20 protein-coding genes are annotated in these 26,712 nt (G+C 45.5%); 3 read left to right on the plus strand and 17 right to left on the minus strand.

From position 1 onward, the window contains the following. Positions 1-2 precede the first annotated feature (2 nt). The 5 genes from AC0J20_RS15095 to AC0J20_RS15115 all read right to left on the minus strand — a co-directional run bounded on the left by AC0J20_RS15095 (position 3) and on the right by AC0J20_RS15115 (position 7,383). Positions 3-725 (minus strand): DUF6445 family protein, encoded by a 723-nt coding sequence (locus AC0J20_RS15095; RefSeq protein ID WP_473022302.1) that lies wholly within the window; start codon positions 723-725, stop codon positions 3-5. Between the two features lie 28 nt (positions 726-753). Next, positions 754-1,515, minus strand: coding sequence for a SapC family protein (locus tag AC0J20_RS15100; RefSeq protein WP_473022303.1), 762 nt, complete (start codon positions 1,513-1,515; stop codon positions 754-756). A gap of 10 nt (positions 1,516-1,525) precedes the next feature. After that, complete coding sequence (locus AC0J20_RS15105; RefSeq protein WP_473022304.1) at positions 1,526-3,073, minus strand: tryptophan halogenase family protein; 1,548 nt, start codon at positions 3,071-3,073, stop codon at positions 1,526-1,528. Positions 3,074-3,143: 70 nt separating this feature from the next. Continuing rightward, positions 3,144-6,038, minus strand: a complete 2,895-nt coding sequence (locus tag AC0J20_RS15110) for a TonB-dependent receptor (RefSeq protein WP_473022305.1) — start codon at positions 6,036-6,038, stop codon at positions 3,144-3,146. A gap of 412 nt (positions 6,039-6,450) precedes the next feature. Further along, positions 6,451-7,383, minus strand: a complete 933-nt coding sequence (locus AC0J20_RS15115) for a LysR family transcriptional regulator (protein ID WP_473022306.1) — start codon at positions 7,381-7,383, stop codon at positions 6,451-6,453. 135 nt (positions 7,384-7,518) lie between these two features. Between AC0J20_RS15115 and AC0J20_RS15120 the strand changes: the two genes are divergently transcribed. After that, positions 7,519-8,526: a zinc-binding alcohol dehydrogenase family protein gene (locus AC0J20_RS15120; RefSeq protein ID WP_473022307.1), complete on the plus strand. Its 1,008-nt coding sequence runs from the start codon at positions 7,519-7,521 to the stop codon at positions 8,524-8,526. A gap of 53 nt (positions 8,527-8,579) precedes the next feature. Continuing rightward, positions 8,580-9,764 carry an L-dopachrome tautomerase-related protein gene (locus AC0J20_RS15125; RefSeq protein ID WP_473022308.1) on the plus strand — a complete coding sequence of 395 codons (1,185 nt, stop codon included), beginning with the start codon at positions 8,580-8,582 and terminating at the stop codon, positions 9,762-9,764. Between the two features lie 159 nt (positions 9,765-9,923). Here AC0J20_RS15125 and AC0J20_RS15130 read toward each other — a convergent pair whose 3' ends face one another. Together AC0J20_RS15130 and AC0J20_RS15135 are read right to left on the minus strand one after the other, a co-directional pair. Further along, the gene (locus tag AC0J20_RS15130; RefSeq protein WP_473022310.1) at positions 9,924-10,685 is read right to left on the minus strand and encodes an SDR family oxidoreductase; all 762 of its coding nucleotides are present in this window, start codon (positions 10,683-10,685) and stop codon (positions 9,924-9,926) included. A 51-nt stretch (positions 10,686-10,736) separates the two neighbouring features. Next, a complete protein-coding gene (locus AC0J20_RS15135) occupies positions 10,737-11,540 on the minus strand; it encodes an SDR family NAD(P)-dependent oxidoreductase (RefSeq protein WP_473022312.1) in 804 nt (267 codons plus the stop codon). Between the two features lie 120 nt (positions 11,541-11,660). Between AC0J20_RS15135 and AC0J20_RS15140 the strand changes: the two genes are divergently transcribed. Then, positions 11,661-12,605, plus strand: coding sequence for a GlxA family transcriptional regulator (locus AC0J20_RS15140; protein ID WP_473022313.1), 945 nt, complete (start codon positions 11,661-11,663; stop codon positions 12,603-12,605). A gap of 196 nt (positions 12,606-12,801) precedes the next feature. On the opposite strand, the gene AC0J20_RS15145 is transcribed toward AC0J20_RS15140, so the two are convergent. The 10 genes from AC0J20_RS15145 to hsdR all read right to left on the minus strand — a co-directional run bounded on the left by AC0J20_RS15145 (position 12,802) and on the right by hsdR (position 26,254). Then, entirely contained in the window at positions 12,802-14,160 is a 1,359-nt protein-coding gene (locus AC0J20_RS15145) for a HipA domain-containing protein (protein WP_473022314.1), read from the minus strand. A gap of 5 nt (positions 14,161-14,165) precedes the next feature. Continuing rightward, positions 14,166-14,471: a helix-turn-helix domain-containing protein gene (locus AC0J20_RS15150; RefSeq protein ID WP_473022315.1), complete on the minus strand. Its 306-nt coding sequence runs from the start codon at positions 14,469-14,471 to the stop codon at positions 14,166-14,168. Positions 14,472-14,718: 247 nt separating this feature from the next. Beyond that, positions 14,719-14,994 carry a hypothetical protein gene (locus AC0J20_RS15155; RefSeq protein WP_473022327.1) on the minus strand — a complete coding sequence of 92 codons (276 nt, stop codon included), beginning with the start codon at positions 14,992-14,994 and terminating at the stop codon, positions 14,719-14,721. A gap of 476 nt (positions 14,995-15,470) precedes the next feature. Continuing rightward, positions 15,471-16,103: a DUF6988 family protein gene (locus tag AC0J20_RS15160; RefSeq protein WP_473022316.1), complete on the minus strand. Its 633-nt coding sequence runs from the start codon at positions 16,101-16,103 to the stop codon at positions 15,471-15,473. Between the two features lie 59 nt (positions 16,104-16,162). Then, positions 16,163-17,080 (minus strand): COG2958 family protein, encoded by a 918-nt coding sequence (locus tag AC0J20_RS15165; protein WP_473022317.1) that lies wholly within the window; start codon positions 17,078-17,080, stop codon positions 16,163-16,165. A 15-nt stretch (positions 17,081-17,095) separates the two neighbouring features. After that, a complete protein-coding gene (locus tag AC0J20_RS15170; RefSeq protein WP_473022318.1) occupies positions 17,096-17,974 on the minus strand; it encodes a hypothetical protein in 879 nt (292 codons plus the stop codon). After that, positions 17,974-19,572: an AAA family ATPase gene (locus AC0J20_RS15175; RefSeq protein WP_473022319.1), complete on the minus strand. Its 1,599-nt coding sequence runs from the start codon at positions 19,570-19,572 to the stop codon at positions 17,974-17,976. Before AC0J20_RS15175 ends, AC0J20_RS15170 begins: the two co-directional genes overlap by 1 nt. Next, positions 19,569-21,233: a restriction endonuclease subunit S gene (locus AC0J20_RS15180; protein WP_473022320.1), complete on the minus strand. Its 1,665-nt coding sequence runs from the start codon at positions 21,231-21,233 to the stop codon at positions 19,569-19,571. Before AC0J20_RS15180 ends, AC0J20_RS15175 begins: the two co-directional genes overlap by 4 nt. Beyond that, positions 21,230-22,738: a class I SAM-dependent DNA methyltransferase gene (locus tag AC0J20_RS15185; RefSeq protein ID WP_473022321.1), complete on the minus strand. Its 1,509-nt coding sequence runs from the start codon at positions 22,736-22,738 to the stop codon at positions 21,230-21,232. The genes AC0J20_RS15180 and AC0J20_RS15185 overlap by 4 nt, the downstream gene beginning before the upstream one ends. Before the next feature lie 81 nt (positions 22,739-22,819). Further along, on the minus strand, positions 22,820-26,254 hold the full coding sequence (hsdR, locus tag AC0J20_RS15190) for a type I restriction-modification system endonuclease (protein ID WP_473022322.1): 3,435 nt from the start codon (positions 26,252-26,254) through the stop codon (positions 22,820-22,822). Between the last annotated feature and the right edge of the window lie 458 nt (positions 26,255-26,712).

Here is a 26,712-nt window from a genome sequence, read left to right on the forward strand (position 1 = left end):
TATTAACCTGCCTCCAGCGCCAGATTGGCGGTGAGTCTTCCCTCGTTGGGGGTCGGTGACAACCCCGTTTGTGCGTTGATCAATCCCGAGTGCAACAAGTTGCAGGGATAAACAATGGCCCGATTAAACATGGGTGTCACCCTAAAATATTCCTCGAACAGCGGGGTGCTGCCCTGAATATAGGCGGCTTCCGGTAAGCCTTCGGTGGTGGCCTGGGTACCCAGGGTTTTCATGTAATGGTTTTGATTCTGTGGGTTAATCTGCCAGTAACCGGTTTTTTTATGCTGAAAAAAGCCCGTGCCTCCCAGGTCTTGCTGAAACAAATAATGCACCAGTGCAAACTTGCTGGTGTGGGTGTCATCGTAATGGGGGATACACTGAATGGGTTTGAGTGTTTGGCTGGCCTGCGTGGTCAGGGAAAACGCTGAAAAACTGTAGTCCAGCGACGCGCTATTGAAATCCCTATAAGGCGCGAGAAGAGGCGTTAGGGCCTGTGCCATTGTGTGACAATATTGTGGCGGTAAAGGCGCGCGGATTCCTGGGTAAAAATCACCATCATTGTTGCTGAACTGCGCAGTTTTTGCGGCTTCAACCAGCGCGTGTGGCATTAACAAACAATCGTCAATGATCAGTAACGGGGCTTTGGCATCCGCAGTATTTTCAGGCCCGATAAAGTGCACACTGATTCTGGCGGAAGGGTTAAATTGCATTGGCTGTCCTTGCATATCTGCCACCGGTAATGTCGTCATAGTACTAAGATTGTGCCGCCGATTTAAACCAGTTTTGCGCCTGTTGCAGACGCTGGTTTTTTCGCTCAATTAAATGATATATCTGACCGGTAGAGTGCACCATGGCGTAAATGGCCGCAAGGTAACCCTGCTGCTGCAACTGCTGTAAAATGTTAGGCGACAGCTCGTCCAGCTTATCCTCATCAATAGTGTACAGGCCATTAATTTTGGTGCTGCTGTCATCCACAAATTTTATTTCCAGTGACATGGCGGTTAGCAACTGTAATTCCAGTAAGGTTGCAATAAATTGTTGCGTCAGCTGCTCGCCATGTAAAAGGGTCATGAGATCCCGTTGCTGGTTTTGCAAATAAGCCGTTGCCTGACCATCGGCATCAAACAGGGCTTCGCCGAGGTCGCCTGTCGCCGGGTGGGCTTCGTTGATACAGAGCACCGGGTCCTGCTGCGCTACGTCTGGTTGTTGGTTCGTATCCTGTTGACCTAAGAAAAATGGCTGGCGACTAACCTGCAATGGCACATAAATGCCCTGCCAACTACCTTGCTGCCAAAACAGGTTTTCACCCTGTTCAAAACCCAGTAACGCGGAGCACATAAATTGTCCGGTTTCACTGTTTTTAGAAAATACGATGGGGTAGTGCACCAGCAATTTGCGAAATTCAGGTAGCACCACGGGCACCATGTGTAATTCGGCCGCCTGCTGTTCTACCTTTTGGGTATCTACGCGAAGTGATTTGTGAGTCTGGCGATTTAAAGCCACTAGTTGCGACATGGTTTGATCCTCATAAGGTTTGAAAGCCGTATTCTTTTATCTTATTCAAAATGTCGCGATTTTGCGGTAATCGTGACAAAACTTGCTGGATATTGCGCCGATTAATATCGAACTGCTGTTGTGCCATTTGTTGCTGTTTAGGGCTGATGTGCACATGGCTTAAATCACTTTTAAAGCCCATACCATACAACACATATTGATAGCTGGCAGCAGGAAATACTTCATTGTTACTGGTGAAATCATGATCCTGGGGCGGGTGATAACGCCACAACTGCAGCAACTGTTGCAGCGATTCCGGGATACTGGCTGGGTCCCTGTGATCCCGCCAGAAAGTGTTGTCGTTGCGTTGCGATAACAGGTAATGCAACTTCAGAAAATCCACAATGCGCTCCCAGCGATACAAAAAGGTATCGTTGAAGCGTTTGGCAATCACCGGCATGACATCATGATTGGCTGGCATTTGCTGGGCAATCATAGTGGCAGACATTTCCACCAGTACCAAAGCGGACGCTTCCAGTGGTTCCAGAAAGCCTGCGGCTAACCCGACAGCCACTACATTGTTGTGCCAGAACTTCTGGCGATGGCCACATTGGATGGGGATTTTACGCACTGACAGCGTGTCTATTTGCGGTCCCACATAGGCTTTCAGCGCCTGCATTGCCTGATTTTCATCACTGTGCCGACTGGAATACACATAGCCTACACCGCGGCGATGTTGCAGGCCAATGTCCCATATCCAGCCGGCTGCTTGTGCGGTGGAGATTGTATGGGAAGCAATAGGGGTATCTTCTGTTTCGTAAGGCACCTGTACCGCTAATGCAGTATCTGAAAACAACACGTCGCTGCGATCTGTAAAAGGGATGTTGCAATGTTGCCCTAACAGCAGGGACTGAAAGCCACTGCAATCTACAAATAAATCGCCTGCAATTTCGCCAGCTTGCCGGGTAAGCACTGATTTCACATAGCCATTGTCATGATTAATTACCTGACAGACATCGGCTTTGATGTGCTTAACTCCCAGTTTTTTAGTGCAATGTTCGGTCAATAATTTGGTGAATTTTCCGGCATCCAGATGATAAGCATAATTAGCAACGGCGGCATATTCCGGTGTCTGAATGGTTTTCGGGGCCAGGCCTTGTTCGCAGATGCTCTCCTGAAAACACACAGCTTCAGAAAAGGAATGCTCAGTACTGATTTGCTGCCAGTGGGGCACCAGGTCACATTGATTAAAACCTTGTGGTAGCACTAACGGGTGATAATAAAAATCGTTTTTTGCGCCGGTTACCCAGCCACAAAATTTAGCACCTTGTTTAAAACTGGCGTCGCATTCGCGAATAAACTGGGTTTCACTGATCCCCAGTTTGATCAGGGTGTCGCGCATGGTGGGCCAGGTACCTTCACCCACGCCAATGGTGGGAATATTAGGCGATTCGATGAGAGTCACCTGCAACGCGCCCTCTTGTTGGCTGTTGTGCTGAGCCGCGATACGCCCTGCGGTTATCCAACCGGCTGTGCCGCCACCGACCACCACCACCTGCCTGATATTGTGCTTGTTCATAGGGTTAACATTTTTTACTGAGGTGAAAACAACAACGCCGCTAGCCACAGGTAGCGGCGTACGGTGAGGCTTAGAAACTGCCCCGGACACCCAGGGCAAAACGTCTGCCGCTGTCTTCCACCAGAAGCAGGTGGTTATCAAAGCGACCGCGTTTATGCACATATTCTTCGGTGAGGTTAATACCTTCAAAGAACAGGGTGATATTTTCGGTGATATCGTAGCTACCACTCATGTCCAGCTGCCGATAATCCTCCACGATGGTGGGGCCATTGCCCTGCACCTGGGTGAGGGATTGCACAAACTCATCACGCCAGTTCCAGGCCAGCCTGACCTGGAAAGGACCGTCTTCATAAAAGCCCACCAGGTTCATGGAATCACTGAGTCCGGTCAGTGCAAAGATCTGTGTGGTATCTGTGGGGTCCAGTTCGGCATTGCTGTCGGCAAAGGTGGCGTTGGCGATAAAGCCAAAACCGCTGTCAAAGGTGTGCTGCCACGCCAGTTCCAGCCCATCCACTGAGGCGTTTTCTCCGTTGCTGGGCAGGGTATTGGTAAATACCGCATCGCTGCCTGAAGAAGGATCCTGCACTAAGCCGCCGCCCGGTGCGTCAAAGGTCAGTTCGCTCTGGCCGTTGACGATAAAATTAGATACTTCTTTTCGGAAGTAACCGGCAGAGGCATAACTGGCATCGCCGTAATACCACTCGGCTGACAAATCGAAGTTATCAGAGGTGAAAGGCTGCAACGCCGGATTCCCGGAGAAGGAGCGCAGATCACCGCCCTGACGGGTGGTGGTGATCACAACCGCCGGAGACATACTTTCCAGTGTCGGACGAGTCAGGCTGCGCGATGCCGCTGCACGGAAAATCAGGTCATCAGTGAAGTCCCACTTAATGGCGACATTGGGTAACACCGCATCGTAACTGGAGCTTTCAGAGATAGCGGCAGGGGTACCGTAGTTTTGATTTAGTTCCGTAGCATCCAGTACCGTCAGGCTTTGCAATACCGCCTGAGTGCCCGTGACGTCTACATCGGTTTGTTCAATTCGCACGCCACCGGTAATGTAAATGGGACGCTTTGCCAGGTCTCCGACAAAATTCATTTCCAGATAGGCAGACAAAATGGTTTCTTCTACATCGAAAGAGTTGTCTTTCTGAACGGCATCAAAGCTCTGACCTGATAACTGTTCCAGGTACGCAAACATGGTTTCGCCGTTATGAGCCAGCCACTGCGTCGGCATACGGCCACTGCCGCTGACATCGCCGAGGAAATCATTCCCGGCATCAAATACGTATTGCAGATCCGCCGGTACCACGGGGGCATCCGGATAACCACAGTACAAACAATGTACGCCGGTTTCGTTATCCCAACGGGTCAGTGACTTTTCTTCAGTGGAATATTGCAGACCGAATTTGGCTTTGGTGAGGCCACTGTCCTGACCTTCATCCCACTCACCATCCAGTCGAAACTGAGTGACATCGTCTTCCACCGCCCAGCCACGACGCAACATAACGTGGGCGCGACTGTTGGCTTCATCCAGGTGATTGCCCACACCCGCCGGGCCCGCAGCACCGCCAATCATCGGGTTATACATCACAAATCCCGGGTTGTTGGGGTCAGCTACGGTTAATGGCTGACCGCCTGCCTGCACGTCGATTTCCTGCTGGCCACTGTAGATGTTACCGTTGGGGGAGGCAAACATGCTGGCCAGGGGCAGAATATTGTTATCAACCTGAAAGCGTACCCGGTTGGAATAACCAATCAGTGATAACTGGTTTTCACCGCCATTGTTGGATTCTCTTTCAGCACTGGAATGGTGCAGATCGAAGTTCAGTTTCAGATTGTCGTTAACATCCCAGGCCAGGTTCAGACCCACATCCATGGTTTCGGTTAAGCGATCAAACTTTTTGGCGTGCATATCGGTGGCCATTCCGATTTCCTGGTACAGATCCACCACTGTACCGTTTTCGTCTACAATAGCGGAACGACGATTGCCGTCGGCATCAAACAGGCTGCCATCATCACCCACACCCTGAATATTGGGAGCTGTAAACCAGTGGCCATAAGAGGTGGCGTCGGTTTTGACATCAAAGTCGGAATACAATAAATCAGCGGTGACCACTATGTCATCGCTGGCGGCATACTGGAATACCAGGTTGGCATTGGTACGGGTGCGCTCTTCGAAGGTTACCTTATGATCGTAATTGCGCGGCGAAAAGATAGTACCGGTCCAGGGGGTGCCATCGCTGGAAACCGGATTCGGGACACCCACGTTTTCCAGCCAGCCATCCATTTGAGCCTGATTGAGCCGGGTTTCCCTTTCCTGATGAGATACCGCCAGTAATACGCCAAAGGTGTCGTCGTTGAAGGTATTGGATATAAGACCGGAAACCTGGGGTGTGGCTTCTTCGCTGTTTTCATCGTAAACCCCTTTAACGCTGCCCGCCACTTTAAAGCCATTCATGTTGAAGGGTTTGGCGGTTTCAATGTTAATGGTGGCACCAATGCCGCCTGACTGCATGGTGGCGGTACTGGTTTTATGGACATCCAGGCTACGCACCAGCTCCGAAGCGATGGTATCGAAACTAAAGGCACGGGAATTGTTTTCTGAAGCGATCTGGCGGCCATTCACCAGAACGGTATTGAACTCCGGACCAAATCCCCGCACGGTAATCAACTGACCTTCACCGCCAGAGCGGTCCACCGATACACCTGTGATACGTTGCAGAGACTCCGCTACGTTAGTATCGGGGAATTTACCTATGTCTTCAGCGGAGATGGCGTCTACCACGCCACCAGATTCGCGTTTTACATCCATAGCCCGCGCCATACTGCCGCGAATACCGCGCACCTGAATTAGTTCAAAATTGTCGGCACTTGTCTCTTCCTGAGCCGACACCAGCGGTGCGCTACTCAGTGATGCCATCGCCGCCACAACGGCCGCGGAGAGTTTCGTTCTTTTTAACATGATGATGTGTGTCCTGAAAAAAGCGTTGGTTTTTGTATTGCTCTCCAGTCATCGAATCTGCGTTTTGGGCCAGTTACCGACCAGGAGCCGGAAAAAGGCCAGCTTCACAGGGTAAAGCTGGCAAAACACAACATGTAATGGAGCAACACAATGCAGTGAATAACTCAAAACTCGCGCTGGCACTGCAACACATCAGCGCGGTTATTCACGTCAGGGGTAAAGACGAAACGACGTTAATTTTCCGCCAATTTAATTTACTAATTTTTAACAAGTAGAGTGGGAAGCCGCAAAAATAGCGGGCTTAAAAAGGCAAAAAAACTGGGATTTAGATTAATAAGGTGGGGTATTGCTCTGTTTGCCAGGGCCTGACAGATTCATTTAAACACCTGAAACCCGGCTGACTATTTGTTTTTTACACTTTGGTGCCCGGCTCAACCCTGGGGAAGTCTTGCATCAGCTTGGTACAGTGTTCACGTAACAAATGATGGACCTGGCGAATTGCGGGTGAAAACTGTTTCCGATGAGGACAAATCAAATGTAATGGAGCAGGTTCGCCCTGGAGTTGAGGTAACAATATCTCTAACCGACCCGCTAAGATATCGCCACTGACGTCAAGCCAGGATTTGTAAGCTAAGCCTTCACCAGCGATAGCCCAGCGTCTGATTACATCCGCATCGTCACACTGTAAATCACCTGAAACTTCTATGGTTTGGTCATGGCCTGAAATCCCGAAGCGCCAGCGATTGTGTATTCGTCCTTTTAGTAAATACGTCAGGCAGTTGTGCTGTTGCAGCTCATCCGGATATTCAGGTCTGCCATGGCGTTTAATGTATTCTGGGGAGGCGACCAGCACCCGACGATTTTCTGGTGCCAGGGGCAGGGCCACAAAGCTGGCGTCATCCATAACACCATACCGGATAGCGACATCCACAGGCTCTCTAAACACATTGGCGACCTGATCGGACAAATGTAATTTCAGATTTATGTTCGGGTGCCGGATTCGAAACTCACTGAACCAATGTAACAGCATATTTCGCCCAAGATCAGAGGGGGTCGCCACCTGTAAGGTACCGCTCAGTTCAGAATCCTGATGATTGATCCTTTCGTGCCCCTCTTGCAGGGTTTCCAGTGCCTTCTGAGCATAAGTCAGATATTCCTCTCCTTCGGCCGTGAGCCGCAAGCTCCGGGTAGAACGTGCAAAAAGGCGTATGCCAAGGGTCTTTTCCAGACGTTTGATGGCAACGCTGACTTGTGCCGGCAATACATCAACTTCTCGCGCCACATTAGAAAAGCTACCTAAGGCAGCAGCTCTGACAAACAGCGTAAGATCTTCCAGTCGAACCATTTATTCACCTCGAGAACAAGTGTTGTTGTATTAGACGCGTTTTTCCCATCTCTACTGCTGGCTAATATGACGGAAAGTTTGACCCTATTTCAAGTGACTAACAAATATCACTTTTCATTAATTGAGGAAATAAATATGAAAGCAATAGCTTACTCTCAACATGGTTTACCGATTGGCGATGAACAGTCACTAATCGATGTCGAGATTGACCAACCCGTTCCCGGACCCAGAGATCTATTAATAGAAGTTCGCGCGGTATCTGTGAACCCTGTTGACACTAAAGTACGACAGAATTCAGAAACAGTTGCTCCTCGTATTTTGGGTTGGGACGCTGCTGGTGTTGTGCAGGCAACGGGCGAAGCGGTGACTTTGTTCCAACCCGGAGATGAGGTTTTCTATGCGGGCTCGATAACACGACCGGGTAGCAACAGTGAATTCCATTTAGTGGACGAGCGCATCGCAGGCCACAAGCCGTCTTCACTCGACTTTGCTCAATCGGCAGCATTACCGCTAACCTCTATCACAGCCTGGGAACTACTTTTTGACAGACTGAAAATTAGCGAGAGACAAGGCAAAGGCGAAACCTTGCTGGTAGTTGGCGCAGCAGGTGGAGTGGGGTCGATGTTAATCCAGCTGGCTCGTCAATTAACTTCGATGACGGTTATAGGTACTGCATCGCGCCCGGAAACCCTTGACTGGGTTAAAGCGTTGGGCGCCCATCATGTCATCAACCATTACGCCCCGCTCAAAGAGCAGCTTCTTGATGTGGGTATCACCGAGGTGCACCATGTTGCCAGCCTGACACACACAGCCAGTTACTTTGAGCAACTTATTGCTGTACTTGCACCTCAGGGACAGCTGGCACTTATTGATGATCCTGAGTCACTGAACGTATTACCCATGAAGGGCAAAAGCCTGTCACTGCATTGGGAATTTATGTTTACCCGTCCTATTTTTCAAACATCAGACATGATCCAACAGCACCAGTTGCTCGAGCGCATTAGTGAGCTTGTCGACCAGGGACATATAAAAACAACGCTCGGAGCGCATTTTGGCACGATCAACGCGGCGAATTTGAGACGGGCCCATGCATTGATTGAGAGTAACCAGGCGAAAGGAAAAGTTGTGCTGGAAGGCTTTTAAAGCACTTTTATGCCTGGTACTTCGAAACTGACTGAACTCTGGAGATGATGATTATGAAAACCTTAAATTCAGGAATATTTTACTTTGTGTTGGCAGCCTTTTCAGTGTTGGAAGGGGTATTTCCCGCTCCGGTACTGGCTGCAACCACCGAAGGCCTTCCTCATGTCCGTTACTACGGCGATATCGAATTGGTGCACACATTCAATGGTCCTATGCCGACGGGCGTTACCGTTAGTCGCAGCGGACGCATATTTGTTAACTTTCCTCAATGGGGCGACGAACCCAACTACGCGGTTGTGGAACTGACAGACGGCAAACTGGTGCCTTATCCCGATATGGCAACAAACACATTTGAGATAGAAAAGCCCCATTCAGGATTTATCAGCGTTCAAAGCGTGATAGCTGATGGTCAAAATCATCTTTGGGTATTGGATACCGCTGCACCTGGTTTTCAACCTCCGATACAGGGTGGGGCTAAACTCGTAGAAATAGATCTGGCAACGAATAAGGTGATTGCTAACCATGTATTCCCACCTGATGTTATTTTCCCAACGACCTATGTGAATGACATGCGTTTTGATTTTCGGGTCGGTAAGGCCGGTGTCGTGTATGTAACTGACTCATCTTTATCAGGACCAGGTGCCATTATCGTCATGGACCTGGCAACCGGAAAAGCGTTGCGACGCCTCAGTGGTGATAGTTCTACCGCTCCTGATCCGAACTTCATACCTGTGGTTGAGGGGGTAAACATGGTAAGTCGAGAGGCAGATGGAAAGATTAGTCCGTTTCGGGTCGCTTCTGATGGTATTGCGTTGTCTCCGGACGGTGTCACACTCTATTTCAGTGCGCTATCAAGTCGCAGGCTTTATGCTGTGCCTACTGCGCTACTTCGGGATCCGAACATCAGTGAAGAGCAGTTGTCCCGGGCGGTAATGGATATCGGTGAAAAAGGTGCATCCGATGGTTTGGAGGCTGATGCCAATGGCGCTATCTACGCATCAGATTATGAGCACAATGGCATTCGCAAGCGACTTCCGGATGGTCAATGGCAAACACTGGTACACGACCCTCGGGTTCTTTGGCCTGATACCTTGTCGATTGGAACTGATGGCTACCTTTACTTTATTGTTAATCAACTTCATCGTCAGCCAGTTTTTCATGGTGGTAACGACTTACGAGACAGGCCCTACAGTCTTTTCCGTATTGAGATTGATGCTCTACCTGCACCAACCCGCTAGTCTCTTAGAAGTGTTTGTTTCGGGTAAAAACAGTCAGGCAGCACTTTGATTTTAGCTGTGAGCAGCCAAGATTCCTTATGCCGTATAATTTCGCTGAATAGTACCGTTGCGAACAGAACAAAAGCCCGACAGTACCAGAAGGTACTGTCGGTATCTGGATCAGGCAACGGGAATTGGATTGTCGACCAGTGACAGATTGAAATCCCTGACGAGCGCATGTTCCTTGCTGCCCGGGTTATCGCGCAAAGGTACCACCACATCCACCAGAGCCTCGACATTTTCCTGCGCTAATTTTTCCATCGTTTCCTCGAGGAAAGCATCAAGAGGCATTGCACGGGGATCACCACTTTTGTGGATCAAATCGGTGTCCACCCAGGGAGGGGCAATTTCAATTACTTTGACCGAAGTATCGCGCAGCATAAATCGCTGTGACAATGTGTAAGAGTGGATGGCTGCCTTGGTGGCGGAGTAAAGCGCAGTAGCTGCAAGCGGCACAAAGGCCAGTACCGAACTATTATTGATAATATAAGCGTCAGGCTGTTTTTTGAGATGTTCAACAAAGGCCGAGCTGACCCGAACTGGACCGAGTAGGTTGGTATCAATAGTACGAGCTGCCTGGCTGTCATCCAGTATTCCGGCTGCATTATCAAAAGGCATAATGCCCGCGTTATTGATTATCACATTCAGTGAAGGGTAGCGCGCAATAAGTACTTCGGCGACTGTTTGTATCTCAGCTGGATTACTCACATCCAGGCGTATCGAATCCATACCCGGATTCGCTGCCACAACTTCGTCGAGCAATTCCTGGCGACGGCCAGCGATAATCACCTGGTTACCCAACTTGTGAAAAGATTCTGCCAGACCTCGACCGATACCGGAAGTACCGCCAGTGATTAAAATAGTGTTGTCAGTAGTTTTCATTGTCATTGTCCTCATTGATATTAAAGCGTTGTGTTAAATCGTGAATGTGTTTTAGTGTGTCTCTGTATAGCGAGGCGCTGGTGAATTACTGGAAAGGTTGGCAGACATGAGCTGTCTGGATTTTTCGTAACTCTCCCATGCAGTGTAATTATGTAAGGATGGGATGGTGATCAGCTCACCTCGGTCGAATCCAACCAATGCAGCGTCCACCAGGTTTTCAGCGCTCATGACGATTTGCTGGTCGAGATTTTCCAGCGGTAATCCTCCGGAGGCCCAAAAATCTGTCGCGGTTGCACCGGGCAGTACAGCCTGGACTTTAATCCCTTTATCCGACAGCTCATGATGCAGAGACTGGCTAAAGGCGTGTACGTAGGCTTTACTGCCACCATAAACGCCATTCAGGATTTCCGGAGCAATACTCACAATAGAAGAAATATTAATGACAGCGCCCTGGCGACGGGCGACAAATTTGGGGACAGCCGCGTAAGTCAGACGCGTTAGTGCGGTGACATTGAGTTCGATCATACGCTCCATGCTATCAATTTGGCTCTCTAACAACGGCGTATGGGTTCCTGTCCCCGCATTGTTAACCAACAATGTTATGGTTTCGTCCTGTTTTAGCTTTTCCTCCACCCGGGTCAGAGCTGCGCGATTGCTGAGGTCTGCTTCCAGTACTTCAACAGATCGGCCACTTTGGGTCGTGATCTTTTTGGCCAAAGCATTTAGTTTTACGCGATTGCGTGCAACCAGAATGACATCATAGCCGCGGCGAGCCAGGCGGTCCGCATAGACAGCTCCAATTCCGGATGATGCGCCTGTAATCAGGGCTGTACCTAAGTTCTTCTGTAAAGTCATTTTCATTTCTCCTGAACAATGTATTTGTTGTAAAGCAACAATTGCATTCTATGACCAATTGAGATTGACCTAAATGACGTATATGATACTGATTTGAGACATTTTGGTGGGGGAGTTAAAATGCACAGAATTGGATATCTGTTAACGGACGGGTTTCAGGTTATGTCACTGGCGACACAGAGTGTCTTTGAATATGCTAACGTTGTTATCGACAAACCATTCTACGAAGTTCGCAATTACTCAGTTCAAGGCGGACAATTGCATTCGTCTCTTGGTATGGCAGTGGAAACTCTCCCTGTGAACAGGCGATGTGAGATAGATACCTGGTTGTTTAGTGGGATAGGCACCCCTCTTGATATACCGACACCTGTTGAAGTTATTCAGTTTGCTGGTGAAGGCGCAATGCGGGCGCGCCGGGTAGCGGCCATTTGCACGGGGGCATTTGTTTTAGCCGAGTCCGGATTACTTGCAGGGCGTCGCGCTACAACGCACTGGGCTTTTGCACGAGAAATGCAGGCAAGATATCCCGATATTAATGTTGAAGAAGACAGGATCTACATTGTGGACGGCCCGGTCTGGACGTCTGCCGGAATGACTGCAGGGTTGGATATGGCACTGGCTATGGTGGAAAAGGACCTCGGCACTGACGTTGCTCGCTCGGTCGCTCACAAGCTGGTGATGTATCAACGCCGGTCAGGTGGACAGTCGCAACATTCAGAGTTGCTGGATATGTCCCCTAAGTCGGATCGTATTCAAAGCGCATTAGAGTTTGCACGTAAAAACCTTAAAAAGACCATTAATGTGGAAGATCTCGCGGAACAGGTCAATCTCAGTCCGAGGCAGTTTACACGAGTGTTCACCGCTGAAACTGGCCAGTCACCCGCAAAAGCAATTGAGAATCTGCGCCTGGAAGCCGCTCGTTTTATGATAGAAGATAGTCATCACCCTCTGGAGATTATTGCCCGCGAAACAGGCTTTCGGGACCGCCGACACATGCGTGAAGCTTTTCTGCGTGGATTTGGTGTTCCGCCACAAGCCGTACGACGAGGCGCACGTGAAATCTAAATTAGCGGGTGCTTTTTAATGAACGTTCTCAGCATGTCAGAAACTCAATTCAAGTCTATTAAGTTCTTCTGGTCAGCGAGTCGGTGAAAATGGTTGGACGCTTTGGTCCAAAGCTGAGTTAAACCGACTCGTTAGAAATATGAAAGATTTAGGAATGAAGGTCGTTTGGGGATATTCCATCAGTCTTCCGCAAAGATCAAACTTCGATCTTTGGTATGTCAGGTGCTTGTGAGCGTAAGTGTTGTGTTCGGGTCAATACATGCTCTTTTACCTCGAGCATGTAACTTCGGTCGTCGTCGGTAAAATGCGGCTCCTGAGTGATGGTCTCGATGAACTGCTGTTGCGTTAGCGTGTTGATGACTTTATCCGCCAAGTCGGTTAACTGGCGAGACAAGAGCTTTTTATTCACCCCGCAGGTTTCTGCGAAATCAGCCATTTGGTAGGCGTTAATGCATTCGGGCTCAAACTCATCACCCATCGCCATCGCCAGTACATGCTTGAACTGTGGGAACATGGCTACATTCACTAAATCATAAGCAGGCGTGAATCGATTATTACGCTTATCAAAAAACAGCGAGACATTTTTACCATGACTGTCGTAATTGCTGATCATCAAATTAAATAACTGCCAGTTGATGAGCCATTGAAGACTCTCAACAGGCGATACCATAGTCTTTGCCAGTTCAAAAAGCCGGGGTAAGCTTGCGCCATCGCGAATATGCTGCACATCCCTGCCATCACCCAGGTTCCGCTCATATTTATAGTCGCGTGGCAGGTTCAGAGCTTGGCAGCCATCAATCACATGCCTGCGAAAGACTTTAAACTGATCAGGTGCATACTTACGATCAAACCGTTCCACAACCAGTGCCGGGTATTGTTCGAATCGTGTGAATCGCACTTCTGCGGCAGGCAGTCCCACTGCCTTTGACAGCTTCATACAGAAGTATTCGTTGAGTACGAGGTTGGGACAATTGTGCCTCTCAAACTTGAGAATATGCGTTGAGCATAAAGTCCCTTCGCCAAACCCAATTTGCCCTTGCTCATTAATGAATATGTTGAGCTTGTCTTGTACTCCCGCCACACTCAGTCGTGGTTTGTCGTCCCATGTTAACAGGCCAATATCTTCTTTGTGGGCAAGCCGTTTGGTTAGCTCAGTGGGTTCGATCACTCTAAATTGTGGCTTACTTGCCTCTAATGAAATGTCAGCACCTTGTTCACTCGCCTTAAACGTAATAGCCCCCGCCAGATCATTGCCGATGGCCCTGACTTGGGAATAGACATTTTTTTCTGAGACACCAAGGTGCTCTGATAGGAGTTTCCGCGCTTCCCCTTCGGGAAGTGCGTTGTCGAGATAGTTGTAGGCGACTTCGGGAGAATGAAGGTTATCCAACGTCAGTACGGGTGACAATGGAAAGCCTGTTTGCTGCCAATCCTGCTCATATTCAAGCTTGAGTAGGTTAGTGCCTTTATCCAAGGTTAACGTGCCAATATGTTGCTCTGCCAAATGGATGAGCAAGGTATATGCTGAGGGTTGATTGATGTTATCTGCTGGCACTTTTTTTATACCCACTCGTCATCACTGACATTTGAGTCGTCCTGCTTTTCAAGAGTAACAGGTGATAGCGATGGTGATGTAAGCTTGATACCCAGCCCACGTAGCACCGCAAACACGGCGGCCAGGGTGCAGTTATCATTGCCATTTTCAATGCGCGACAAGGTATTGATACCCACGTTACACAGCGCAGCACAATCAGCGAGCTTCATGCCCATCGCCGTGCGCTTCGCTTTAATCAGTTGTCCCAACACATGCGCGTCATTTATAAACTGTGTTTGAGGCATTTTTGAGGAAGTCACTTTCTTCGCCATCGTTGCGTACCAACATCGATTTAAATATTCATTAGTATCGGTGATTATAGATGGTTATTAATAAATCACAAATATATTCACCTTTATCGGTGAATATACTTAAGCAAAACCATTAATCTCATATAAATCACCGTTAACGGTTAATATTGGTCTGGCTGGGATCATTATGCCTACAGGCCTGGCTCTGATACATGGCATGTCATTGGCTTGTATTGAATAAGTGGCATTACCAACTCAGCCAGTCGATTCAGAGAGTCGATGCGCTCAGGGAAAAATCCATAGCAATCATAGATTTTTCGACTTGCTTTAGGTTGTTATTCATACACTTCTCCGTGCACCCCAAAATTAGGTAGTAAACCAAACGTAATAGTTTATTTTGGAAATAATCATTGAATAACTCGTCTATGCTGAGAATGCTATCCGCAAACTTAGACAAAGGGTCTAATCCTTCTCGAAACTTGGAACGCTCTTGTTCTGTTAAACCTCGCGCCTCTACTAGCGATACCTGTAGGGCTTTTCCAATAGATTTTTTCCTCCTCTTTCCGTTAAGCGAATACCTTAGTGACCAATAAGGTTATCCACGCTTGGGAACGACGAACCGTTTCCATCGGATGTTTTACCTGGCTCGCCTTTAGCAAGTATGTTGACTTGTTTCACTGTTAAATTTGGCATTTTTCACCTCTTGTACTCACCAGTAGTTTGAGACTAGCAGTGAAAAATACTCACCAGTTGGATGAAACAGAATGAAAAAATACGAAACAATAAAAAACAAAACCCCGATATAAGTCGAGGTTTTTCAGTGGGTTATGAATGTTGTTGAGTGCTAATGAGTTTTACTCGATATTCTGGATCTGTACATGTATATTTATATAAAAATGCATGTATATCATTGGTTTATGGGTCTTATTGGTGAGTCATGTCACCATTTTGCGTTTTAGGCTGGTAAATAAACGAAGATGCGCCTCAAGAAATCGCAAACGAAAGGGTAAAAGGCGTTTACTACTCAGGTGGAAGAAAACTCTGTATCATTTCCCCGATTCGGGCCATCTCTTTTTCATGTTCGGCAAAGTCTGCTACGGCAAAAGCCATCATCATCGCCACAACAAAAGCAAATTCTGCACAATATTTGATTTCTTCGTCAGTGAATTGGTCCGTTATCGTATTGTCATCGGACATTGTTCGATAAAGCAAATCCGTACCGCCATGTGCAAAGCTGTTGAAAATCTCATACCTGGCCTTTTTCACTCTTTCTAATTCAAATGGAACAGGTTTTATACGGTCGACTTCTTGGCACATAGTGTGATGATCCACATAGTATATATTCCCGTTTTTGCTGGTACGCTGTATCTTATCGGTTTGAATGAAATGTTCAGTTTCTTCATCAGTTGCACAGTTTTGAAACCATAGGGCTCTGACAAAATAATCCCAATAAACCCTCATTAGAGAAACGCCGACGGCAATTCGCCCCTGTTGGATCAGGTGAGCACTACTCCAGCATATTTCATTAACTCGGTATGCAAGTGCCAGAAATATTCGCGATTGTCTATTTGGTGTTTTGAAGGTCTTATCGCGTTGAAGAAGGTCAAGTTCTCTAATTTTATCTTGTAGTTCGATCAAGTATGAGTCTGTCACGAGGCCTCGCCTTTTGCTTGATTATAGAGTTTTGACTCACACTTTCATTTTTGGAAAGCCTATTGATTCCAGGTGCTCTTGATCAGCTTTCCAGTTTGGTGATAGATGCCAACTTGCTCGATGTAGTTTTTAAAATCGATATTTTCTTCGACGATCCTGTTAGCAGATAGCCAGTCAACATCAGCCTTTTCTTTAGCGGGTATAAGTATCTGACTATTATATAAGTCTTCAACGTCTAATAATAAAACTCCGATACCATGGAGCGATGACAACATCTGTAACTCAGGCTCAACATCAGAGGTCATAGAGGTAGCGACAAGATAACCATAGTTTGCCCAACTAGAGTTTGAAACGGCCTGAAAAAAACACTTACGAACATTTCCCTTCGTGAGATCTTTCTTTACCTCAAAAGACCACAATCGGACTGATTTATCATTACCGTGGCGGACACAGGTGCGAACGGTTTCATCCCAACTTTGATCAAGAGGCTCCATAGCAACTATATCGGGGTGCAACCAGTGATTGCCGCCACTACCTTGCGAATTTGTTGAACGGCGCTCATCAATGCGTAGGCAGAACAGTCCCATATCTTTGTTTAAAAATTCAATCAGCATAGGGTAAAGGTCGTGTTCCGAAAATGCACTTATAGATGTTGCATTATCTAAATCTGATTCTGAATTTATTACCGGATCTTCCTCGATTGGTGTGTCTGACCAGTAATACAAACGAGGTCTTGGCTTTTCTCGTGTCGTGACGTTTGGACACTGCTGTTTTGCTCTTGTGGTTCTTTCCCCTCCAATCTCAGCCGCTAGCTGAGCGATAAACTTCTCTTCGGTGTCATATCTAGGGTTTTCACGTTTATCAGCTAATTCCGTTGGGTATCTCTCGATAAACAGTTTCGCTAATTCCCTAGCTGTAAACTTTTTGCCAGGGTTAGCGCGAAGTGTATCTATGATCATTTTGGGGCGGCTTGTCATTTAAAGTGTCCTTAGTTAATCATTTAAGTCTAGTCTACTGCGAATATCTGCTAACCATGGTTCATTTTCAAAAGGTCTCACGAACGCAATCGCTGCTGCTGAAAACTCTGACTTTCGATTACATAGGTAAATGAGTTTTTGTTCAATTGATTGGGCATGTTGAACAAAGCAAGATTTATATTCCGGCGGTAAGAACCACATGTTTGAAAGAAAATCGAGACAGTCTTTCACATCTTTGATGACTTTACTTCTGGCTCCTTTGATAGTCTTGTGATTTAAATTGTAACGTTTACAACTTTCTCTGACTCTTGAATATGCTTCGGGGTTATCTGATTGTCTAAATCGGGATTGGATAGTCCCGGGTATTTTTTCATGTGACAACAACTGTATGTCGTTTCTCGAACAAGGATCAAGTAACTTAACTTTCTCTGACTTATGAGCTTTGATTCCACATTTATACCACACACGGGACTCTTCATTTAGGAGGGGAAAAAAATCATGCTTTCCACCTTTGTCTCTTGGCCTGTTCGCAAAAATGCAGGAGTACCTGTAGTTCTGTGCTTCAAAAGCTAGCCACCAATACCCGGGATGCTGTTCAATCACACCGCCGACTATTTTTTGAGGTCTAGTTCCATCTGAATTTCTAACAGCTCCTTTAGGCCTGAAATGATCAACATCGAAATCCGTCATAATTCTCTGGACTTCAGAATACCAACACTTGTCGCCAAACTGTTTTACGAAACCAGGCTTAAACTCTTTCCATTTGTTTCCAATCTTTTTGAGTTTCTCTTCTTTGTCAGAAGCTTTCGTTAATTCGTTTAGCCACTTTGCTGATTTTTTATCCCAGTCTTTTGGCTTACACTTGTTTATTAGGTTGGCATCAATGTATCGCATCAATCAACAAGTCCCTGATCTTTAAGAATGTTTTCTATCAATTTCACTCTCTGTTCAACAGAGCTCATGTCATTAATAGATAGCTCCGACATTATCCTCTTTCGTGCAATTAAGAACTGACGGTAGTCCTCATCAGGATGAATAAATCCATACCCTAAACGTTCCAATGAATTATTTAGCTTCCTGAGTTTCTTTGCATCTTCTTCGTTGAGAGTGTTTTTTTCTAATAACAATCTTCTGTTTTCTATGACTTCGCTGGTATATCTATCCAAAGTCGTAGCCATTCCAAACATATCACTGGTCAATATTCCATTCACCCCCATTCCAATAGGACTCTCATCAGGGGTTTGGGCTGAACACTTACCACCTTGACTTTTCTTCAGCACTTTTATCTGTTGTTTATCCAGTTCCGCGATGGCTAGAGGGTGGTGAGTCACCATCAGAATATGGCAAAACTTGCTACTTGGAATAAAGTTCTCCAGGAAACTGTAGTATTTAGCTGCCCATGCAGGATTTAAGTGAGTGTCAGGTTCGTCTAGCAAAAAGAGTGAGTCTTCCTCAACAGTGAAGTCCAGCAAACCAAGTACAGTAAGTAATTGCTGTTCTCCTTCACTTAATTCACTGAAACAGACTACCTCTCCATTTTTTAGTTTTACTTTAATTTGAACTTTACCAATCAATTCAGACAGCAATGTACTCTCGAGCATCTTGAAGAAGTTTTTTGGTTCAAGACCTTTTGCTACTTTTTTCAAACTTTGAATATTGGGCAAGAAAATGTGAACGAACTCGTTGTCTAGACCCCTACCAGTCAATGAAGAACTCTCTTCCCTTGTTGATTTGACAGGTCCAAAGCTAAAAGGCAAAAGCCTATCTAAAAATTCACGAACTACTCCTCTAGCCCCCCAAAAAAGATCAGTTTTATTCTTCTTCCCCCATTCTGGTCGCCGAAAAACGAAATGAACTGAGTGGAAATCTATAATTCCTAACTGATTCTCCAAAAACTCGCGACCAACTCTCCGTTTTTGATTGAGAAAAAAGGCGAGCAAAACAAACTGACTATGAAAAGGTTTCGCGTAAAATAAAGGACGAACTTCGTCTTCGATGTTAACTTCGTTATCTAAAAGCTGATTATAGAATTTCGTTCTATGAGGTGTGAATAACTCCTCTAACCTATCACTTGGCCCTGAATAATAAGCAAACAAATGTTTCGGTAAGAAATCAGAATGACCTTTTTTGTCTCGAGAGAGTCTAGATAACCCAATCTCTTCGAAAGAGGAGTATTTCTCTTTACTAATTTTGTAAGCAACTTCGATTTTGTGCTGTTGATGTGGTGTATTGCCGAAAGATGGAGAAGCGTTAACCTTTATCAATTTTTCATTTTGCTCACCGAGGTAGTATTTTAACTCGTAGCTGAATGGAGCATTTTCATTACCCAGATCTAACGCTCTGAAAATCCGAACCAATGCCTCAACAACGTTTGACTTTCCTGAACCGTTTCGGCCAATAAAAACGGTGAGAAATTGATTATCATCAAAATCAACCTCAAGATCGCTGAGATTTTTGAATCCGTCGTTAATTTTTAGGAAATCGATTTTCATCTTTTCTTGGTCTTAAATTTACTGTCAGCTCCTTCACCAATTTGCTGCACTATACCTAACTCTATTAACCTCTTGAGTTCATCAAATATTTTGTCAATAGCTTCGAAATCATTAGAGTTAAAAGATTCAAATATTTCCTGTGCAGAAAAACCTAGCTTTCCAGTTTTTAGTAGTTTTAAAACTTCACTTTTTCCTAAAAACTCAAGATTTATTTGACCTCCTTTTGATTTTGGAGCTTGGCTAACCTTATTGGAATAAACCTCTACAAGGTTATTTTCATTAGCATCATAATCAACATCTAATTTAATTGATTTGGTATCTTCTGCAGTGGGACTAAAGTTTCCTTTTTTAGTATTAGATGCAGTTGACTCGCCTAAAGGTAAGAATAAATCGCCTCTAAATGCCCTAGCAAGAATAGATTGGGAAAGCTTATCTAATCTTTTCTTTGCCTCTTTGAATTGTTTCTCTATTGAATCGGAGTGTGCAAATAACTCTATGACTCGCCTGACAATTTCGACCTGTTCAGGAACTGAAGGGAGCTTAAATTTATACGCTTTTAGTTTCTGTGCGTTTATATTGGATTGACTCACTCCATCCGTTTTGACATTCCAGCAATAGTCACGAGCATGAGGACTATTTAACTGAATGTTTAAATACTCCGTATTTAACCTTTCACTTCCTTGCACTTTAATTAAGTAGCCTGCATAGATGGCTTCTCTCTCGCCCCTATAAATTGATGTTTTACCTACAAGCTCAGGGCTATTGGTACGATTGAACAAAACATCTCCGGGTCTTAGTTTATATTTCTCAATCTCATTTTCATCGGAGGTGTACACTAGCTCAGTCCAGTCAAGCTTACCCTCCTGCAGGTTCCCCATTCTAAGAACGGGTACTCTGCCTTCTTTTTTTGACTTTGACGATGAACCGTAATTAAACGCAGCCCCAACTTCTTTAAGGGACACGATTGGCCAGTCGTCTTCCCCCTTATCTTCGCGCCAGTCTTTGGTGAGTTCGCCGGAAGTAGCTGCGGCGAGGACGGATTGGCGGAAGCGTTTTAGGATGGTTGGGATTTTGTCGAGGCGCGCTTGTGCGGCTTCGACTTTGGCTAATACTGAATCCAGTTTATCTGCGATGCGCTTTTGGTCTTCAAAAGGAGCTACTGGTATCTGAATAGTTTCGTATTCTTTGAACTTTAGGTTTCTGAGGTTATTACTTCCACCTTGATAGTTAATAACTTCGCCTGAAATATAAAAATTCTGAAGGTAGTAGTTCAAATATCTAGAATCTATAGAGTCTTTTGGACGCGCTAACCGGATAAAGTTAGTGCATACTTTCGGATAGTCAGGATTATGTCGTAATGCAATATCATCTATTAAAACGGTTCTACCTACAGGTTGATCTGGGCCGCCACCGGAAATCTCAATCAAAATATCACCCAGCTTCAACTCTCTTTTTTCAGCACTTGAACTTTTAACTTTACGTGCAACACTCGTCATACCTTTTTCTTTTGACCAGTGCCTAAATTCTGTACCCCTTATACAAAAAACTGTTTTAAAGTCTTCATCATTATATTCTGGGTCTTTCCCCCAATCGCCACCTAAAACAAATGACAATAAATCTTTTAACTGAATAGAATCCCAACCTTGAGGCAATTTGCTCATGCAACAACCCCGTCAGTTTCTTCCGCTGCATCCAGCTCAACTAAAATCGATTGCAAATCGTTAATGGCACCCGCCAGTTCTTCAATAGCTTCATTAATTAGTACATCAGGCTCCGGTAAGTTGGCTGCATCTTCAAGACTGTCATCGCGTATCCAGGCTAAGTCCAGTGAATCGTCTTTAGCTTTAATTTCATCGCGGGTAAAACAACGCAGACGACAGGTATTTACATCACCCACATCGCTGCGGTTTTTGTGATTATCAATAAAGGCTTGTCTTTTGGCTTCGTCAACCTTTGTTAAATCGCCTCCTACGGCCTCGTAGAATTCGTCGAAGTGAGCTTTCGTTAATACTGTGCGCTTGCCGAATTGCGGCATGTTCGCTCTTAGGTCATACACCCATACTTTTTGCGTATTGCCTCTGTCTTTAGTGATGTCTTGGGGCTTGTCAAAAAACAGGACATTGGTCTTTACGCCAGCGGCGTAAAAAATGCCTGTAGGGAGTCTTAAAATAGTGTGCAGGTTACATTTTTCCATCAAGTCGTTGCGGATTTTGCGACCTGTGGAGCCTTCGAATAACACGTTGTCAGGCAATACTACAGCGGCTCTGCCTCCGGGCTTGAGCATGGCGTGATACATGGTATGCAAAAACGCGAGCTGTTTATTAGATGTGTAATGAACCAAATCGTCACGAGTCGGCACACCTCCGCCTTGCTTGGTGCCAAACGGCGGGTTAGCCAGAATGAGGGTTGCTTTTGGCAGTACCTTGCCTTCGTTTGACAAAGTATCGCCGTATAAAACACCTGCGTTGTTGTCATCAACCGCTAGATCATGGAGCATCAGGTTCATCATGGCCAAACGGCGTGTGTCTGGTACCAATTCCATCCCAAAAAATGTGCCATGTTGATATTTGTTGTAGGCGGCTTCGTCTAAAGCTCGGACATCATTGTTCTTCTCAATTTCATGATGGGCGGCAATCAGAAAGCCACCTGTTCCAGCCGTTGGATCTACAATCACATCATCGAGGTTGGGTTTCATCAACTCAACCATGACTTCAATCAAAACTCTCGGTGTGAAATATTGGCCCGCCCCGGATTTTTTCTCACTAGCGTTGATTTCCAACAGACCTTCATACATGTCGCCTAAGCCTTCCTGCTTAGCCGAGTACCAGTCCATATTATCAATTTCAGTGACGAGTTTATTGAGAGTGGCTGGTTTGCGAATACAGGTGGATGCATCTGCAAATATGGCCTTAGTAATAAGAGAGCCATGGGAGCCTAAATGAATGAGTAGCTTTTTGTATTCTTCCAGTCGGGTTGCGGCATTAAAGTTTTCAATATCTGTCCAGCGATAACCTTCTGGTATTAGTTCATCCTGGCCTGTTTCTTCCACCATCTTAAGGAAGATTAGATAGGTTAGTTCGTTCAGGTATTCGTGGTAAGTGACCCCGTCATCTCTTAACAGATTACATAAGTTCCAGAGCTTATTGATTAAGTCTTGAGTGCTCATTGATGTTCCTTGACTGTATTATTGGGGTTTGTGCTGCGCTCCAAACCATCTAAATTATTTCTAACAGTTGATTGTATCTAATCAGGCTGATTTTTGTTGGTCATCTCCTGACCAAATGGCTTTGTTGAATTTGCCAAGTATATCAGTAATGGGTTGCTCAAATAATTTGGATGCCCGTTTGATACCGCCTAATCGCTGTTTGAATATACCTTCGTTTAGGTTACTTTCATCAACAATGATATTGGCTTTCATTTGACTTGCTATGGTTTCCAACCATTCTCTTTGAGGGGTTTTCCACGGCTGGCTTGCCAGAACTTTGGCTAATGCATTATCGACACGTTTATCATAGGGTACAAGCGCCTCGCCAATTGCCGCCTGCCGAATAAAACCAATAATACGAGCTGCGATATCTTCGTTTTTGACTTCTTTCCAGGCCATTTTTAGGTCTTCTTCACGGAATTCGTTCCGCTCCAACTCTACTGCTAACTGCTTCAAACTGTCCCGTGACAGTTCCCATGGTCTTTGTATCACTGTTTGTATAGCCAATAAACGGTTGCTGTTTGCATTTATAAATTTATTGAATGCTGAAAGGTAATCTTCAGGTTTTTGTCCGCTACCATATCCGGTTGAGGTTCCGGTGATTTGGTCGGCATGCTCGGAAATGACCACTTTCGTGCCGCCCCCTGAGCTTGATATTTTCATATCAAGTAACTCACCCAAGCCGGGATGATTTAAAAACCAGTTAGCGACATCAGTAAGCTTCATTTCTTTGAGTTCCTGAGCAAACTCCTTGGGAGGTTTGCCCACAATTCGTTCAAAATCTATGCTCTGCATTTCTGACAAATAGTTTTTTTTGCTTTGTAGCTTGGCGAGGAACTGATCTTTGGCCAATTGCTGCAACCTCGGGTCCGGTCCATCTTTAATTTCAGCCTCAAGCTCACTAAAAGTAATGTCTACCTTAGTTACAACTGGCTTCATAGTGTTCACTTTTTCCAGTTGCTTATATATATCAACAGCGTCGAATATTCTGAATCGCTCTTTTCCTATCTCATCACACCGTCTTGTGGCTCTACCTAACATTTGTTCAAACAGGATGCGGCTGTTTACTCTGCGTAAAAACACTAAGTTGCAAATTGATGGAACGTCTACCCCGGTGGTGAGCAGATCTACAGTGACGGCAATGTTGGGTAACCGGTCATTTTTGTAGAGGCGAATTTTCTCTAGCGGCTTGTCTGATGCTCCGGTGATTTTTTGTATTGCGTCGTCTTCAACTTCACCGTGATAGTTTTCACAGGCTTCTTTTAACGCCTCAACCACATCATCTGCATGTTTATCGGTTACACAAAATATTAGCGACTTTTCTTGTGAGTAAGGGTTTAAGGAGTCGCTCTCGATTAACCATTTACACACTTCCTTGGTAAACTCGGGCGCTATCACTTTCCTGTTAAACTGTGCTACATCGAAGTTGAGTTCATCAGGCGTGTTCACTAAATCAATATTCTGTGTTTGAGGATCGTATACCTGAACTTCCTCGTTGACGGCGTATTTTATGCCTTCTGTATTGAGCTTGGTATGGATGCGTGTAGGTGGTAGGTGGTCGACTAAGTGACCGTCAATAACCGCCTCGGTATAGCTGTAGGTAAATACGGGATCACCGAAGATGTCTTTTGTGTGCAGAGCTGGAGTGGCTGTAAGGCCCACTTTAAATGCGTCGAAGTATTCAATGACAGCTCTGTACTTCGACATATAATCTTTCTGATCGCGGAATTTAACTTCTGTTTCGCTGAGCTCTCTGTCTAACAGGTATCCCCGGTGACATTCATCAACCACAATACAGTCATACTGCCCAACACCCGGTTTAGCTCCATCATCAGATGGATACATGATGCGTTTTACCAACCCTTGTACAGTAGCAACATGTACTTTGGTATCCTCGTCTGGATTAGGTTTTGGTGCTTTTTCAGGCTCTATGCCCAGCACCTCGAAAGTGTCAGCAAATGTATTGAGGTTTTCCATCCTGACCTCACCAAAATCGACAGTTGCCTGAACGCCAAGCGCACTTCTGTCAACGAGAAACAAAATACGTCTGAATCGTTCAGCTTTTAGCAAACGGTAAACCAGCGCTATGCAGGTTTTGGTTTTTCCCGTACCGGTTGCCATAGCAACCATAGCCCTGTCTTTTCCATCCTTTATTGCCTGTTCCACACTAAGAATGGCTTTCTTTTGGTAGTCGCGGAGTTTTAGTTCATAGTCAAACCCCATTTCGTCTAATTCAGCGTTTGCCTGCTGTGGGGTTTGACGCAGATAGGACTTGATTTCCTGAGGTGAATACCAGCCTTTGAGCGCTTTTCGTCGGTTTGTATTGTCTCTGACATCAAGAAACCAGATGCCACTTTCTTGTTCAAGTTGTTTTAAGTAAGCGCGTCCGTTTGTCGCAAAGGTTAGAGGGCAGTTAAATTCATTATACTGTGTAACCTCGACTCCATCAGGAAGGTTAATGATGCCACTTGCATAGCGTTTTGCCTGGTCGATTGCGCTGTATACATTTTTTGCATTCTTTTTTGCTTCGATGGTACCAACAAGTGTCATTCCTATAAACAATACATAATCAGCCGGACCTGATGATGTCGGCCATTCTGCAATAGCCTTGTTTTTGTTTGATTCAGGACGAGCGCCTATTGAGTAACGTAAATTTTCGGTATCAGCCTCCCAACCAGCATCTACCAGTTGCTGGTCAATAACAACTCGTGTTTCAGCTTCATCCATTTCAAAAGCTGATTTCTCAATTCGTTTGAGTTCGGCTGCTTGTTCTTCTTTCGGCTTTGCCTGGAAGCTCTGTAAATACATGACGTTAGCAGCGTCCATTTTTGCTCTGTATTCTGCTAATTTTTCTTCATGTTCCTCGGCAATTTGTTCCCAAATGGCACGATCTTTTGCCATCCTCTCAGCGCGTTCCCTCTCTGCTTTAGCCTTTTCTTCCTCCGCTCTTCTAAGCTCTTCAGCGACTTTAATTCTTTCATCTGTACGCTGGGATTCTGCATTTAAACGAGCTACCTGTTCTTCAAGTTGTCTAACGTACTCAGAGGGGTCGCTTGGTTTGACGAACTTTTTGACTTTAAAGCCTTTCGCCGCTTCACCTCCAAATGTGATGTGAAACCAAATTGATAAAGCATGGCCAACCATTAGCGCTTTTAACGCATCCCTGTGGCTTGAACTGTCAAATTCGTGTGTAGCTGTATTGCCGAGTTTTCTGATAGTGTGGAATGCATCTCTGACGTTGTCATCGAGGCGGAGGTTGTAGTCTAGGTCTCTTAGCAAATCGATTTGTTTAACATTGCTCCCGGCCTTAACACCGACCCTGGAAGCAATGGTTTGAGCAATACCCTCACCTAGCTGACGAATTTTTATTAGTGAAGTATTGGGATCAGGTGAGAAATTGCGTTCGGCACTTTCCGCCAATTTGAACAACCATTCATGGTGTTGCTTGAGAAATTCGAAATTGCTCGATGAATCCATTATTAAACCCTTACGTCTTCCCTGTTGATTGCAGGCGCTATTGGCTAGCCTTGATGCATCTATACGTCACTTGGGAATTATTATAGCCAAATTGTATGCGAAATCTACTTAACACAATACAGTGGCGCTTATCACGTATAAATGCAGTTGGCCTAGGTCTGTTGTGTAGATGTCATCTTCTCTATCTGTGACTATGGATCGTGTGTGATATTAAATAGGTATCAAAAAATGAATACGTTACTTGCCTGTATGTGGATGCTATTATTCTTTTGTTGACTTTTTGGACTGCTATGACTTAAATGAATTAGAGTTCATTCAAGGTCTGCCATTCACATGTTTACCATTAAGGCAGCCTGTATGTGAAAGTGCTATTAAATAAGGATAACTAAGAATTATGGCCACCGGATTAATCAGTCTTGCTAATTTCAGTAATGACGGAAATAGCAATGGTACAAGCT

The organism is Planctobacterium sp. R6, from assembly GCF_055755215.1.